Annotated in this window: 15 protein-coding genes; 8 read left to right on the plus strand and 7 right to left on the minus strand. The window is 60.0% G+C overall.

Features of this window, described 5'->3' with window-relative positions; all coding sequences use genetic code 11:
• Positions 1 to 12 precede the first annotated feature (12 nt).
• Both ACIK7D_RS10330 and ACIK7D_RS10335 read right to left on the minus strand, forming a co-directional pair.
• A complete protein-coding gene (locus ACIK7D_RS10330) occupies positions 13 to 972 on the minus strand; it encodes a helix-turn-helix domain-containing protein (protein WP_003522885.1) in 960 nt (319 codons plus the stop codon).
• 105 nt (positions 973 to 1077) lie between these two features.
• The gene (locus tag ACIK7D_RS10335) at positions 1078 to 3162 is read right to left on the minus strand and encodes a putative bifunctional diguanylate cyclase/phosphodiesterase (protein ID WP_400156233.1); all 2085 of its coding nucleotides are present in this window, start codon (positions 3160 to 3162) and stop codon (positions 1078 to 1080) included.
• Between the two features lie 305 nt (positions 3163 to 3467).
• Here ACIK7D_RS10335 and ACIK7D_RS10340 point away from each other — a divergent pair, with 305 nt between their 5' ends.
• From ACIK7D_RS10340 to ACIK7D_RS10360, 5 genes are all read left to right on the plus strand, one after another.
• On the plus strand, positions 3468 to 4076 hold the full coding sequence (locus ACIK7D_RS10340) for a 50S ribosomal protein L25/general stress protein Ctc (protein ID WP_003522887.1): 609 nt from the start codon (positions 3468 to 3470) through the stop codon (positions 4074 to 4076).
• A 297-nt stretch (positions 4077 to 4373) separates the two neighbouring features.
• Entirely contained in the window at positions 4374 to 6761 is a 2388-nt protein-coding gene (locus tag ACIK7D_RS10345) for a putative bifunctional diguanylate cyclase/phosphodiesterase (protein ID WP_400156234.1), read from the plus strand.
• 16 nt (positions 6762 to 6777) lie between these two features.
• Positions 6778 to 7491, plus strand: a complete 714-nt coding sequence (locus ACIK7D_RS10350) for a substrate-binding periplasmic protein (RefSeq protein ID WP_400156235.1) — start codon at positions 6778 to 6780, stop codon at positions 7489 to 7491.
• Positions 7492 to 7597: 106 nt separating this feature from the next.
• Positions 7598 to 8314, plus strand: coding sequence for an aminoacyl-tRNA hydrolase (gene pth / locus ACIK7D_RS10355; RefSeq protein WP_080816291.1), 717 nt, complete (start codon positions 7598 to 7600; stop codon positions 8312 to 8314).
• Positions 8315 to 8321: 7 nt separating this feature from the next.
• Positions 8322 to 8774 carry a GNAT family N-acetyltransferase gene (locus ACIK7D_RS10360; protein WP_137003842.1) on the plus strand — a complete coding sequence of 151 codons (453 nt, stop codon included), beginning with the start codon at positions 8322 to 8324 and terminating at the stop codon, positions 8772 to 8774.
• 3 nt (positions 8775 to 8777) lie between these two features.
• On the opposite strand, the gene clpS is transcribed toward ACIK7D_RS10360, so the two are convergent.
• The gene (gene clpS / locus ACIK7D_RS10365; RefSeq protein ID WP_026363868.1) at positions 8778 to 9089 is read right to left on the minus strand and encodes an ATP-dependent Clp protease adapter ClpS; all 312 of its coding nucleotides are present in this window, start codon (positions 9087 to 9089) and stop codon (positions 8778 to 8780) included.
• A 241-nt stretch (positions 9090 to 9330) separates the two neighbouring features.
• Between clpS and ychF the strand changes: the two genes are divergently transcribed.
• The 3 genes from ychF (at position 9331) to ACIK7D_RS10380 (ending at position 11669) form a co-directional block, all read left to right on the plus strand.
• Positions 9331 to 10434 (plus strand): redox-regulated ATPase YchF, encoded by a 1104-nt coding sequence (ychF, locus tag ACIK7D_RS10370; protein ID WP_035260423.1) that lies wholly within the window; start codon positions 9331 to 9333, stop codon positions 10432 to 10434.
• A 297-nt stretch (positions 10435 to 10731) separates the two neighbouring features.
• Complete coding sequence (locus ACIK7D_RS10375; RefSeq protein WP_400156236.1) at positions 10732 to 11205, plus strand: MaoC family dehydratase; 474 nt, start codon at positions 10732 to 10734, stop codon at positions 11203 to 11205.
• Positions 11202 to 11669 (plus strand): MaoC family dehydratase, encoded by a 468-nt coding sequence (locus ACIK7D_RS10380; RefSeq protein ID WP_003523106.1) that lies wholly within the window; start codon positions 11202 to 11204, stop codon positions 11667 to 11669. The genes ACIK7D_RS10375 and ACIK7D_RS10380 overlap by 4 nt, the downstream gene beginning before the upstream one ends.
• A gap of 43 nt (positions 11670 to 11712) precedes the next feature.
• Here ACIK7D_RS10380 and ACIK7D_RS10385 read toward each other — a convergent pair whose 3' ends face one another.
• The 4 genes from ACIK7D_RS10385 to ACIK7D_RS10400 form a co-directional block, all read right to left on the minus strand.
• The gene (locus tag ACIK7D_RS10385) at positions 11713 to 12255 is read right to left on the minus strand and encodes an adenine phosphoribosyltransferase (RefSeq protein WP_003494623.1); all 543 of its coding nucleotides are present in this window, start codon (positions 12253 to 12255) and stop codon (positions 11713 to 11715) included.
• Positions 12256 to 12347: 92 nt separating this feature from the next.
• The gene (locus ACIK7D_RS10390) at positions 12348 to 12740 is read right to left on the minus strand and encodes a GFA family protein (RefSeq protein ID WP_400156237.1); all 393 of its coding nucleotides are present in this window, start codon (positions 12738 to 12740) and stop codon (positions 12348 to 12350) included.
• Positions 12741 to 12821: 81 nt separating this feature from the next.
• Entirely contained in the window at positions 12822 to 13733 is a 912-nt protein-coding gene (locus ACIK7D_RS10395) for a cytochrome c1 (protein WP_080816279.1), read from the minus strand.
• 22 nt (positions 13734 to 13755) lie between these two features.
• Entirely contained in the window at positions 13756 to 15078 is a 1323-nt protein-coding gene (locus tag ACIK7D_RS10400; RefSeq protein WP_080816276.1) for a cytochrome b N-terminal domain-containing protein, read from the minus strand.
• Positions 15079 to 15087: the final 9 nt, after the last annotated feature.

Below are 15087 nucleotides of genomic sequence, written 5' to 3' on the forward strand. Positions count from 1 at the left end.
CCCGCACGCACCTTAGTGCACGTCGAATTTCTTCATCTTGCGGTGAAGCGTGGCGCGGCTGATGCCGAGCAGGGAAGCGGCCTGCGTGACATTGCCGTTGGTGCGCGACAACACGCGCCGCAGCGCCGAGCGTTCCGCTTCCGCAAGATCGGAACCGCCATCGTGGCGCTGTTCCTGAAGAACGTCGGCGGCGGGCAGTCCCTGCGCGATGCGGGCGTCGTCCAGCTTCAGTGCAAGGCGTGCGGCACGGGTCGCACCCAGCACGAGATCGTCCTGATCCACGGCCAGCAGCGACAGCGCCGCGCCGAACCCGCTCGGCACAACGACGATGCGCGCACCCGGAAAGGCGCGGCGGAAAAGATTACCTTCGATACGCTGCGCCGCATCCTTCACCGCCTGGGTGACGAAGGAGAAAGTCATCTCGTTGATGTCGTCGCGGCAGGTGGAAATATCGAGCGCGCCCGTCACCCGACCGGTGTGGTCGCGGATAGGGGCCGTGGTGCAGCAGAGTTCGGTATTCGACGTGAAGAAATGCTGGTCGCGGTAGACCACCACCGAGCGCTCATCCACCAGCGCCGTGCCGATACCGTTGGTGCCCACGCTTTCTTCGCTCCAGACCGCCCCGGACCAGAGGCCGAGTGCCCGGAAATCTCGATCGTCGCCCGAGGCGCCGCGCCGCTCCAGCGCAACGCCCTGCGCATCGGTCAAAAGCAGGCAGCAGCCGGATTTGCCGACGCTTTGGAAAATGCGGTCGAGTTCATCCGTGCTTTCGGCGATCAGGCCGGCCGCACTTTCGCGGGCGCGGCGGAATTCATACTCGCTGAGAAAGATCGGCTTGCGGTTTTCCTCCGGTGCAAGATGATGTTTGACCATGCAGCGACGCCAAGAGGCGACAATCGGAGAACTTGCGGCGGCGGAACGATGGCGCGCGGTTTCATACACGCGTTCCGCATGGGCGATGTCTGTCGGCATACGCTCCTCCCAAAGCTTTTCGGCGATGGTGCGCTGGAAGCGGCCATGTTTCAACAAAAAATTTCGCGACCGGCCTTGCCGGGTGCGGCCGCGGGCTGCGCCAGACTATCGGACCGCCTTGAAATAACGCCGGCCGGCGGTCACGTCCGTTTCATCTTCGGCAGAGAGGAACGTATCGTCCACGAGATTGGCGATGGAGGTCAGCGGTCCGGGCTTGCCGAAAAAGAAGCCCTGCACCTGCAGGCAGCCTTCACGCCGCAGGAACTCGATATGGGCCTTGGTTTCGACCCCTTCCGCAAGCACCGGAATATTGAGGCTGTGCGCCAGGATGAGCGTCGAGCGAACGATCGCCTCCGACTGCACGTTGGTCGACAGGCCATCGATGAAGGCGCGGTCGATCTTGATCTTGTCGAAGGGGAAGCTCTGCAGCGTCGAAAGCGAGGAATAGCCCGTGCCGTAGTCATCCATGGCGATCTTGACGCCGAGCGACTTGAGTTTGCGGATGGTGACGAGCGCATGGCGATGGTCGGCGATGATGCTGCCTTCGGTGATTTCCAGCTCGAGCCTTTCCGGCGCGAGCCCCGTCTCGGCGAGAATTTTCTCAACCTTGTCGGGAAAATCATTATCCGCAAGCTGCTGCGGCGCGACGTTTACGGCAATGGCGAGCGATTTTTTCCACTGAGCGGCCTGCGCGCAGGCTTCTCTCAGAACCCATTCGCCCAGTTCGACGATAAAGCCGGTCTGTTCGGCGATGGGAATAAACTCTGCCGGGGAGACCATGCCGCGTTCGGGATGGTTCCAGCGCAAAAGCGCCTCGAAACCGACGATGCTGCCACTTTTTGTGTCGTTCTGCTGCTGGTAATAAAGCTCGAACTCTTTATTGGCGAGGCCGCTGCGCATGGCGATGGCAAGCGCATTGCGCTCACGCGCGGCCTCGTCCATGGATTTGTCGTAGAAGCAGATCGTATCGGAACTGCCGCTTTTTGCGCGGTACATGGCGACATCCGCTTGAGCCATCAGCGTATCGGCATCGATGGAGCCGGTATTGCGAACCGATATGCCGACGCTTGCGCCGACCGAAAATGTCTGTCCGTTCCATTCCACCGGCTTGCTGATCTGCTCGATCAATCGCTGGGCGAATTCCGCGCCGTCGGCGCGGGTGTAATAGGAGTGGGTCATCGCCACGAATTCATCGCCGCCCATGCGCGCCAGAAACTCCCCGGTCTTCAGCACGGAACTTGCGCGGTCGGCGATGGCGCGCAGCACGGCGTCGCCCGCCGCATGGCCATGCACGTCATTGATTTCCTTGAAACGGTCGAGATCGATGGACAGAAGCGCGGTATGCGCGCCGAGCGAGACATGGCGTGTGCGGCGATTGAGATGTTCGATGAATGCCGCCCGGTTGGGAATGCCCGTCAGCGGATCGTGCAACGAAAGATGGCGATAGCGGGCAACCGCCTGCTGGGTGGACTGGGCATCGATGACATAGGTGGAGAGCCCGAGCGCCAGAAGCAGAAGCGTCACCGCAATGGCGCCTCCGCCCATGATCGCCGGCGGCAGCAGGTTTTCCGGAATGACGATGCGCGGGTCGAAGGCGAAGGACATCGACGCCATGCCGGTATAATGCATCGAGGCGATGGCCAGGATGAGAAACGCCACCGCGCTATACTGGCAGAAACGGTTGAGGGGCCGGGAAATGCGATTGACCGCAATGGCGCCCAGCACCGCCCCCAATATCAGCGAGGCGATGACATAGGCCCGATCCCAGAAAATCATGCCCTGAACATTGTAGGCGGCCATGCCCGTGTAATGCATCGCCGCAATGCCGAGGCCGAGGACGACTCCGCCGGCTTCCACCAGCACGCTGCGCCCGCCATAGGCGGAAATGCCGAAACCGGCAGTCGTCGTGGTAATGGCGATCAGAAGCGACAGCCCGGTGAGATAGGGATCGTATCCGACATCGCCCGCTGCGACATAGCCCAGCATCGCCACGAAATGGGTGGTCCATATCGCCGCCCCGCCATTGACGCCCGCCAGAAACAGCCAGTTGACCTTCTGCACCCCCGTCGCCAGCCGTGCTTTCGAAAAAAGGCGCATCGAAACGAAACTGCCCAGCATGCAGACGAAGACCGCTGCGGCGGTGTATCGATAGTCGTGATCGATGGTGAGGCACTGGAGAACTTTGAGCATTGTCATCTACGCAATTGGAATTTTGCATAGCCTTATCATTCGCCAAGTTTTCACCGGGTTTATGTGCATGGATAAGCATATATTAAAGGTTGCAACAAGCGAGTGAATTAGTAAATTCTAATAAAATTATAAAGCGGCACCCATCAAAAACGGGCCGCTCTTGTCTTTATGCCCCGTTTGTATTATAGCGCCCGCACCCGTGTAGACACCCTTGGAGGCAACGCGGGCGGGATGGCCTTTGGCCTCTCCGGTTCAGGCCGCTTCGTTCGGCATGAACTCTCCATATAACCTCGAAAGGAATTGCCATGAGCAAAGAATCGTATGAGCTCAAGGCCGAGGCGCGCGAACGAGTTGGTAAGGGGTCCTCTCGTGAACTTCGCCGCAACGGTTTGATTCCCGCTGTCATCTATGGTGACAAGCAGGCCCCCATTTCTATCGCGCTCTCGACCAACGAAGTCACCAAGCGTATCCACGCTGGCGGTTTCATGACGACGGTTGCGATCATCGACGTCGACGGCAAGAAGATCAAGGTTCTCCCGAAGGACTACCAGCTTGATCCGGTCCGCGACTTCACCATGCACGTCGACTTCCTGCGCGTTTCGGGCAACACGCTCGTCAACGTCGAAGTTCCGGTTCACTTCGTCAACGAAGAAAAGTCGGACATCAAGATCGGCGGCGTTCTGAACATCGTTCGCCACACGGTGGAATTCCACTGCCCGGCCAACGACATTCCGGAATTCATCACGGTCGATCTCGCTGGTCTGAAGATCGGCGACAATGTCCACATTTCGAATGTGAAGCTGCCGAAGAACATCACGCCGGTTATCGCCGACCGTGACTTCACGATCGCAACGATCGTCGCTCCGGCCGCTGGCGTTGCAGAAGAAACGACCGAAGAAGCTTCCGAGGAATAATCGGCGGCCGCAAGGCCGGACAGCTTTGAACAATGAGGCCCGTTCCGTTTTCGGAACGGGCCTTTTAGTTTTTATGAACTTTAAAACCAGAAAGCTTGCCATCCTCACCTGATACGGAACCCGTTTCAGTGTCGATTAACACTTCCATGAAACGATACCCTCGCGCTGTCGTGAAACACCGGCCGGGCTGAGGAAATGCGTGGGAAAACAGGCTTTTGCCGAAAATCCTCGCAAAACCCTCCGGGCGGACGAAGCGGAGCGCAGCAAGTCTGGGGCAAAGGGTAGCTGCAATCGAACATGGCTCATTCCGTCGAAAGTCGCTTTATCGCGATTGTTTCCGGCGCACTTCTTACAGTGGTCGCCCCGCTCTTCACGCTTTTGCTGACGCTTTCCTACCACGAGGCCATTCGCAGCCAGCGTAACCACCTTGAGATTCTGCTGTCGACCAATGCGCAGGCGCTGGCCCGGCCCCTGTGGGACCTTGATGACGACACCATAAACCAGATTACCGGCACCCTCATCTCCGACCCCATGATCAGGATGGTCGAGGTCAGGGATACGTCCGGCCAGCTCGATATCGTCCAGACGGCCGGCAGCGACATCATTCAGGATGCAGCCTCGACAACACGCGAAGTGACCTACAAGACCACGAAGGGCTCCGTCACCGTCGGGCAACTGACGATCTATTACGACAATGTCAGCCTTCTGACCTCTTTGAGCCGCACCGAACTGGCCTTCATCACGATTTTCATCCTCGCCGTCCTCACCATCGTTCTTGCCGCCATCGCCGGCAACCGTTTCATGGTCATCCGCCCGCTGATGCGGCTGGCGGCCGCCATCGAGGCGACGCGGCGTCTCGGCTCGCGCCACCACGTCGACTGGCGTTCGAAGGACGAAATCGGCCGGCTGGCGAAAAGCTTCAACGAAATGCAGACCCAGCTCGAAAAGGAAGAGCTGGAGATCAAGAATGCGCATGAGCGCAAGACGGAAATCTACAACCGCACGCCCGCCATGCTGTTTTCACTCGACAGACACGACCGCATTGCCGCCGTCAGTGACTATTGGGTGCAGGCGACCGGTTACGACCGCACCCGGATACTCGGCCTGAATTTCGCCGATCTCATCCATCCCGATGACAGGCTTCTTTTTCAGCAGCGCAAGACGGCTCATCCCTTGCCCGATGCCTCGCATAGCGGCATCACCGTGCGTTTCCATTGCATGGATGGCAGCGTCATGGATGCGCTCATCCTCGAAAAGGCCCTCGATTCCGGCGATGCGGCCCATCAGAGCACCTGCCTCTGCGTCATGACGGACGTGACCGAACTGCGCCAGTCGGAAAAGCGCAACCGCCAGCAGGCCATCTCCGACCACCTGACCGGCCTTTTCAACCGCCAGGGCTTCGAGGCCATTCTTGACCTGCAGATCCGCGATGCGGACCGCAATGGCAGCGAGCTGGCCTGCCTTTTCATAGACCTCGACCGGTTCAAGGCGATCAACGACAATCTCGGCCATGCCGCGGGCGACGCCGTTCTCAAACAATTCACGCTGAAGCTCGAACCGCTGCTGACGCCGCTGGACAGCGCATCGCGGCTTGGCGGCGATGAATTCGCCATCCTTCTGGCCGGCGACAAGGTGGAAGAGCGCGCCCTGCAATTCTGCGAGCGCATCTGCGCCATGCTGGACACGCCCTTCGAGATCGAAAGCAACAGCATCCGCCTCAGCGCCAGCATCGGCATGGCGGTCTATCCCCTTCACGCCGCCAGCGCCTCCGAGCTTTTGCAGAATGCCGACATGGCCATGTATACCCGCAAGCGCACGGGCAAGAACGGCTCGCAGGTCTTCGACAGTTCGATCATGGACCGGGCGCGCGAACATGCCGAACTGGAACGGGATATCGCGCAGGCGCTTTCCGAAGACTGGTTCGAGGCCTATTTCCAGCCGATTCAAAACCTCGCCACCGGCCAGACGGCGGGTTTCGAGGCGTTGCTGCGTCTCAACCATCCGGACAAGGGCCTGCTTTCCCCGGCCGCGATCGTCAGCCTTGCGGAAGAAAACGGCACTATCCACCGCATCGGCAATGTCATTCTCGATCAGTCTATCGCCAATCTCGCCAGGCTGTCGCGCCTGCCGGGCATGGAACAGACCTATGTGGCGGTGAATTTCTCACCGTTGCAATTCGAACCGGGATTGCCGACGCGCATTGCCGGCGTTCTGCACCGCCACGGCATTCTTCCCAGACGGCTGGTCATCGAGATCACCGAAGCCGTTATCATGAAGGACGATCCGCAAATCCGGGCGATCCTCAATGCCATCCACCAGCTCGGCTGCCGCATCGCGCTGGATGATTTCGGCACGGGTTATTCCTCGCTCAGCTATCTCAGCCGTTTTCCGGTCGATATCGTCAAGATCGACCAGTCCTTCACCCGCTCGATCTGCGACGACAGGATGGACATCAGGCAGCGCAACCGCATGCTGGTCGAAGGCATCGCGGCCATCTCGCACAAGATGAACTGCGCCGTCATTGCCGAAGGCGTCGAGACGGAAGAACAGAAGGCGCTTCTGACCGATATAGGCGCAGATTTCGGGCAGGGTTATTTCTTCGCACGTCCGCAGCCGGTCGAAAGGCTGATCGCCTCACTCGACACGGCGTCCGGGCAAAACCGCGCTGCGGCGCGGCAAGCATGAACCGCAGGGGGCAGCCATGGGATTGATCCGCTTTTGCCTGATCTTTCTTGCGCTCGCCACTCCGGCCAGCGCGGCCAAGCTCTTCCTGACCACCGAGGTCTATCCGCCCTATAATCTGCAGGCCAGCGACGGCAGTGTGCGGGGTGTCTATTTCGACCAGCTCAGAACCGTGCTCGAGGACACCGGCACCAGCTACGAGGTCGCCGTCATGCCCTGGGCGCGGGCCATCGCACTGGCCAGAACGCAGTCCATGCACTGCGTCTTCGCCGCTGCGAGAACGCCGGAGCGGGAAAAGCAGTTCAAATGGGTCTCGCCGATCCATATCGACCGCAACATTCTCGTGGCGCGCCGCAACGCGAATATCGAAGCCTCCAGCCTTGAGGATGCCAGGAAATATCGGGTGGGAACCCAGCGTGGAGATTACACCGAAGCGCTTCTGGAAAAGCTCGGTTTCCCGCAGGTGGATGTCGGCGCGGATTTCGAGATCACGCTTCACAAGCTTAAGGCCGGCCGCATCGACCTGATGCCCATGTCTGAAAGCACCTTCAAAAGCCTGCCCGCCGACACTTTCAGCGAAGTGATAACTCTCTCGCGGCAGCAGCTTGGGCTTGCCTGCAACAAAAGCGTGCCCGACGAGGTCATCGCGAAATTACAGGCCCGGCTGGACAGGCTGATCGCCGATGGAACGCAGCAGCGGATATTCGACCGCTACAATCTCGTCAGCCCCTGAGCCCATCCGAAATTCCATAAAAGCCCCAAATCCATAAAAAGATTGACAGCCGGCGGTTTTCGGGGTGGTGACAACAGCATCATCTGGCAACACGCGGACATGCCCCATGAAGATCATCGCAGGCCTCGGCAATCCCGGCGCGCAATATGCGGGAAACCGTCACAATATCGGCTTCATGGCCGTCGATGCGCTGCAGCGCCTGCCGTCCTTTGCGCCCTGGTCGAAAAAATTCAAGGCGGAGATTTCCGAAGGCGAGATCGGCGGCGAGAAGGTCCTGCTGATGAAGCCGCTGACCTATATGAACCTTTCGGGTGAGTCCGTCGGCGAAGCCATGCGCTTCTTCAAGCTTGCGCCGGCAGACATCATCGCCATCCACGACGAACTGGATTTGCCGGCCGGCCGCGCCCGCATCAAGACCGGCGGCGGCCATGGCGGCCATAACGGCCTGAAATCGCTCGACGCTCATTGCGGCAAGGACTATCGCCGCCTGCGTCTCGGCATCGGCCATCCCGGTGACAAGGAGCGGGTGCACGGCCATGTGCTCGGCGATTTCGCCAAGGCAGACCGGGTCTGGCTCGATCCGCTTCTGGACGCCATTGCCGATAACGCCGCCATGCTGGTGAAAGCCGAGGATTCGCAGCTGATGAACAAGCTGGCGCTGGCCACGGGCAGCAAGCCGGAAGCCGAAAAGCCGGCCAAGGCAGCCAAGCCCGCCGCACAGTCCCACATCCATCAGGCACGCAACAGCGCCCAGCCGAAAAAGCTGCCGGAAACCGGCCCAATGGCCGAAATGCTGAAGCGTATGTTCAGCAAGAAGGACTAGATCGCGAATGTCTTCGGAGCCCACCGTCCTGCGCGCAGCCGGAGCCGGCGATCTGGCCGGATTGCTTGACCTTTACCGGGCGCTCAATCCGTCCGACCCTGAAATGACGGCAGAAGAAGCGAACACGGCTTTCGCGGCCATGCTCGCCCAGCCGGGCCTGACCGTGTTTCTCGCGACCGAAGGCGAAGAAACAGTCGCCACCGCCACACTGCAGATCGTTCCGAACCTGACGCGCGCCGCCCGCCCCTATGCCCTTATCGAAAACGTGGTGACGCTGGAAAACCGTCGCGGCCGCGGATATGGCCGTGCGGTGGTGCGCCATGCCGTCGAGGCGGCTTTTGCGGCGAACTGCTACAAGGTGATGCTGCTGACCGGCCGGCAGCGTCCGGAGGTCCACGCCTTTTACGAAAGCTGCGGTTTCGTGCAGGACAAGACGGGCTTTCAGATCCGGCAGGATTAACGCTCACTCCTCCGGCTCGGTGGTGAACATCAGCGGAAATCCCGCTTCCTTGCCGAGATCTGTCGCTTCCTTGGCCTTGGTCTCGGCGATATCGCGCTCGCAGACAACGACGACCGCGCTGCCGAAGCGGTGCGCCGTCATCATCACCCGGTGGCCGGTCTCCTCACTCATGCGGAAGATGGCTTTCAGGACGACGGTCACGAAATCGCGCGGCGTATAGTCGTCATTCAGCAGAATGACCTTGTAGAGCTTCGGCCGCTCCAGCTTCGGTTTGACTTTCGGTTTCGGCTTGAGATCGACAGGACTGTCACTCATCATGGTCGCTCGTGCCTGTCGCTCATCGCGGTTGTTCATGGGAAAACCCCGTTGATGACGAAAGATCGATCGCTTGACCCGCTCATATTGCGCCGCAACCGCAGCATCGGCAACCCTGCCCGAAATTCCGCACCATTAAAGAGGCTTTGCCCGCACAAATCGGCCCGCGGGCTTGACCTTGCCCTGCCGTTTCCGCAAAAGGCTCCTCAACGAATTCTTTCAAACGGACAGGTTTCAAGCCATGGGCTTCAAATGCGGTATCGTTGGATTGCCGAATGTCGGCAAGTCCACTCTCTTCAACGCGCTGACGAAAACGGCAGCGGCGCAGGCGGCCAACTATCCCTTCTGCACCATCGAGCCGAATACCGGCGAAGTGGCGGTTCCGGATGCGCGCATGAAAATCCTCGCCGACATTGCCGGCTCGAAGGAAATCATCCCCACCCGCATCTCCTTCGTCGACATCGCCGGCCTGGTGCGCGGCGCATCGAAGGGCGAAGGCCTCGGCAACCAGTTCCTCGCCAATATCCGCGAAGTCGACGCCGTGGTTCACGTTCTGCGCTGCTTCGAGGATGACGACATCACCCACGTCGAAGGCCGCATCAACCCGGTGGCCGATGCCGAAACCATCGAGACCGAGCTGATGCTTTCCGATCTCGAAAGCCTTGAGCGCCGCACGGAACAGACCCGCAAGCGCGCCACCGGCAAGGATAAGGAATCGCTGGCGCAGCTGCCGCTGATGGAAGCCTCGCTCAAGCTTCTGAACGAAGGCAAGCCCGTCCGCACCCTGCTCTCCACGCTGGATGCCGAGGAACTGCGCATCCTTCAGGGCCTCAACCTCCTCACCGCGCATCCGGTTCTCTACGTCTGCAACGTCGCCGAAAGCGACGCCGTCGACGGCAACGAACATACCAAGGCCGTAGCCGAAATGGCCAAGGCCCAGGGCGCCGAATCCGTCGTCATCTCCGCCGCGATCGAATCCGAAGTCGCGCAGCTTCCCGATGAAGAGGCGAAGGAATTCCTCTCCGCCCTCGGCCTCGAAGAAGCAGGCCTCGACCGCCTGATCCGCGCCGGCTACAAGCTGCTCGATCTCATCACCTATTTCACCGTCGGCCCGAAAGAATGCCGCGCCTGGACCATCGAGCGCGGCACCAAGGCCCCGCAGGCCGCCGGCGTCATCCACTCCGATTTCGAACGCGGCTTCATCCGCGCCAACACCATCGCTTACAACGACTATGTCGCCTTCAAGGGCGAAGTCGGCGCGAAGGAAGCCGGCAAGGCTCGCGACGAAGGCAAAGAATATGTGGTTCAGGACGGCGACGTCATCCACTTCCGCTTCAATACCTGATCTGGCCTTTGGCGACTTCGATAAGGTCCGCCAAGAAGGGTAACCGAACATTGCGGCACGGTTTCTTCTCCCCCGCCGGGGAGAAGGTGGCCCGAAGGGATGAGGGGGCTAGCTCTCCAAATATCTCGATCCTCACCCCCTCATCCCGGCGCCGCGACCTTCTCCCCACTCGGGGAGAAGGAACAAGCAGCACCCGCTCGCCCCATTCCTCCGCATCGCATCCCCGATTTGACCTTTACGTAAAGGGAAAAATCATTTTAGATGCCGCCGATATTGACTGTGCGAAGGGAGGAAACCATGACGCCGGTCGCGACATATGCCTATGAGGATTTTTCCGTCGGTCGGGAATTTCCTTTAGGCCCACAATCGATTTCCGCAGAGCAGATCATCGCCTTCGCCAGCGAATTCGACCCACAGCCGATGCATCTTTCCGAAGAGGCTGGCCGCCAGAGCATTCTCGGCGGGCTGGCGGCTTCCGGCTGGCACACCTGCAGCCTGCTGATGCGGATGATGGCGGACAGCTACATCTCGAATTCGACCTCACAGGGCAGCCCGGGCATCGATTTCGTCGACTGGAAAAAGCCGGTTCTGGCGGGCGATACGCTTATCGGAAAATCCATCGTGCTGGAACAGCGGCCCTCCGCGTCGCGCCCCGGCATCGGCCTCGTGAAATTACGCCACGAGCTTTATAACCAGCGCGGCGTTCTGGTATCGCACGGGGAAAACACCGTGATGTTCCTGATGCGCGGCAATGGAGGCGTTGCAGTATGAAACTGGCAGAACTTTCTCCCATCGGCGAACGCGTCACCCTCGATACGCTGCATTTTTCCGCCGAAGACATCATCCGTTTTGCCCGCGATTTCGATCCGCAGCCCTTTCATCTCGACGCGGAGGCCGCAAAGAACAGCGTTTTCGGCGCTCTCTGCGCTTCCGGCTGGCACACCGGCGCAGGCTGGATGAAATGCTTCCTCTCTCACTGGGCCAAAGAGGTGAAAAGGTTGAAGCTACAGGGCCTTGAGCCGCCCAAACTCGGCCCCTCCCCCGGCTTTCGCGAACTGAAATGGAAAAAACCGGTCTTTGCCGGAGACGATGTCACCTATTTCGTGACCCTGCTCGACACCCGAGCGCTGGAATCCAGAGCTGGCGTCTGGCTGAACACCACATTTAACGAGGGCGTCAACCAGTCTGGAGAGACGGTGCTGACCTTCCAGAGCGGCGTTCTGGAATTCGAATAGAAAAGTATCGGGGCAATAGCGTCGCCATTGCCCCGTTACTATCTCAGTGGCCGGAAAACTCCACCAGCGTCCGCACCTCGACACCGAGGTCTTCCAGCTTCTTGCGGCCGCCGAGATCGGGCAGGTCGATAACGAAACAGGCGGAAACGATCTCCGCACCCATCTGCCGCAAAAGCTTGACCGCACCTTCGGCAGTGCCGCCGGTGGCGATCAGATCGTCGACCAGAATGACCTTTTCGCCCGGCTGGACCGCGTCCACATGCATTTCCATTTCGTCGACGCCGTATTCAAGGCTGTAGGCGACGCGGACGGTGGTGTGCGGCAGCTTGCCCTTCTTGCGGATCGGCACGAAGCCGGCCGATAGCTGATGCGCCACCGCACCGCCCAGAATGAAGCCGCGTGCTTCCATGCCGGCGATCTTGTCGATCTTCGTTCCCGCATAGGGCTGCACGAGTTCGTCCACGGCACGGCGAAAAGCGCGGGGGTTGCCGAGCAGCGTCGTGATATCCCGGAAGATGATGCCCGGCTTCGGATAGTCGGGAATGGAACGGATGGCAGCGGAAAGCTCCGAAGCGATAACGGTCATGGTATTTCCAGTTGAGATAAGGGAAATGGATCAGAAGGTTCGAACCACCCTATCAACTTGACGGCTGCGGACCAACTAAAAAGGACCGGCGCTCATTCCGCCTGCGACATTCCCTCGATCCGCGCCCAGACCGGGCAGACATCCTCGAAGGAATGCGACAGGGGCCGCAGCGCCTCGTCGTCCCTGTCATCGAAACTTCCCGAGACCAGCGCAACCGTCGGCGCGTCGTCGATGGCGCCAAGCGTGCTGCCGCAGCTCGGGCAGAAGGCCCGGCTGGAATAATCGGAGGATCGGAAAGTCGAAGGCGCGCCGCCCTCTCCCGTCCATGTCACCGCATCCTTCTCGAACTCCACCCAGGCAAGGCTGGGGGCGCCAGAATGCCGCTGGCAGATATCGCAGGAGCAAGTGTGCGGATTACCGGGCTCGCCCTTCGCTTCGAAGCGGATGGAGCCGCACAGGCAGCCGCCATTACGAATTGTCTTCATTTCCACCATCCCTCTCGACACATGAAAAGGCCCCCACGGAAGACCGTGGGGGCCAATGACTGACAGGCATCTGGATGCCGATCAATGTTCCTTGTTGGCGTAGACCGATTTCTTGGTGAGATAGATCAGCGCCGTGAAGATGAACAGGAACACCATGACCATGAAGCCGGTGCGCTTGCGCTCTTCCAGATGCGGTTCTGCCGCCCACATCAGGAACGCAGCAACGTCCTTGGAATATTGGTCCACGGTCTGCGGTGCGCCGTCGTCATAGGTTACCTGATCGGCACTGATCGGCGGCGCCATCTTTAAGGAAGTGGCGCTGACGAAGTACGGATTGAAGTGCGTGCCTTCCGACACTTTGTACTCCGAACCATCCGGGTTTTTTATGCCGGCCGGCGGATCCTGATATCCGGTCAGCAGCGCATGGATGTAATCCGGGCCGCCTTCCTGATAACCACCGACGATCGGGATCATGTCGATGATGAATTGCGGAAAGCCGCGCTCCACGCCACGCGCCTTGGCGAGCAGCGACATGTCGGGCGGGGCCGCTCCACCGTTGGCGGCAGCGGCCGCCTCATGGTTGGGGAAAGGCGAAGGGAAATGATCGGAAGGCACGGCCTTGCGATTGTACATTTCGCCATCGGCGTTCGGCCCGTCCTGCACTTCATATTCCGCGGCGAAAGCCTTCACCTGCTCCTCCGAATAGCCGAGATCCTCCAGCGTGCGGAAGGAAACGAGGCTCATGGAATGGCAGGCGGAGCAGACTTCCTTATAGACCTTCAGGCCGCGTTGCAGCTGGCCCTTGTCGTATTTGCCGAAGGGTCCGGCAAAGGACCAGCTCTGCTCCTCGGGCTTGATGACCGGGAAGTGATTGCCGGCGATCGCATGCGTGGCCTGGGCGGCGAGATCATGGCTCTCCTCCGCCGCCGAAGCGACGGTGACGGAACAGCCGATGGCGGCGAAAAGCGCGATGCTCGTGAGAAGCGTCTTCATTGTCGTCATCCTTCCTTCGCGCTCAGACTTCGGCAGCCGCAGATGCGGCACCCGTCTTGGCGGCGTTCTTTTCGAGAACGGCCTCGGTAATCGAATTCGGAATACGCCGGGGCGTTTCGACCAGACCGAGGATCGGCATGATGACGAGGAAGAAACCGAAGTAATAAAGCGTGCCGAGCTGCGAATAGCCGACATAATTGCCTTTCAGCTCGCCGGTGAGCAGGCCGATCAGGCCAGTTCCTTCCGCCGGGCGTGAACCCAGCCAGCCGAGCATGATGGCATTGACCACGAACAGCCAGAAGAACATCTTGTACCAGGGGCGATAGACGGCGGAACGCACCTTCGACGTATCGAGCCAGGGCAGGAAGAACAGCACGACGATCGCGCCGAACATCACGAGAACGCCGCCCAGCTTGGAATCGATGATCCAGATGTTGAAGGTGATGGCGCGCAGCATGGCGTAGAACGGCAGGAAGTACCATTCCGGAACGATATGCGCCGGCGTCTTCAGCGGATCGGCCATGATGTAGTTGTCGGGGTGGCCAAGGAAGTTCGGCATGTAGAATACGAACCAGGCATAACCGATCAGGAACACGGAAACGCCGAGCGCATCCTTCAGCGTCGCATAGGGCGTGAAGGGAACCGTGTCGGTCTTGCTCTTCACTTCAACGCCGGTCGGGTTGGTCTGGCCGGTCACATGCAGAGCCCAGATGTGCAGGATCACGACGCCTGCGATCATGAAGGGCAGCAGATAGTGAAGCGCAAAGAAGCGGTTCAGCGTCGGCTGGTCCACGGCAAAGCCGCCGAGCAGGAACTGCTGGATCCATTCGCCGATGGCCGGGAAAGCCGTGAAGAAGCCGGTGATGACGGTTGCGCCCCAGAAGGACATCTGGCCCCAGGGCAGAACGTAGCCCATGAAGCCCGTCGCCATCATCAGCAGGAAGATCACGCAGCCGAGAATCCAGAGGATTTCGCGCGGGGCCTTGTAGGAGCCGTAATAAAGGCCGCGGGCGATGTGCAGGTAAACCGCGATGAAGAAGAACGACGCACCGTTGGCATGCATGTAGCGCAGCAGCCAGCCGTGGTTGACGTCGCGCATGATCTTTTCGACGGAATTGAAGGCGACCGTCGTTTCGGCCGCATAATGCATGGCCAGCACGACGCCGGTGAGGATTTGCACCAGCAGCATGACGGAAAGCATCGCGCCGAAGGTGTAGGCGTAGTTCAGGTTACGCGGGACAGGATAGGCAACGAAGCTGTCATAGATCATGCGCGGCAAGGGAAGCCGCGAATCGATCCACCTTTCGATGCCGGTGGACGGCTGATAACTGGAATGACCACTCATGAATATCTG

It is taken from the genome of Agrobacterium sp. P15N1-A (assembly GCF_044626815.1).
GTDB classification, from domain to species: domain Bacteria; phylum Pseudomonadota; class Alphaproteobacteria; order Rhizobiales; family Rhizobiaceae; genus Agrobacterium; species Agrobacterium leguminum.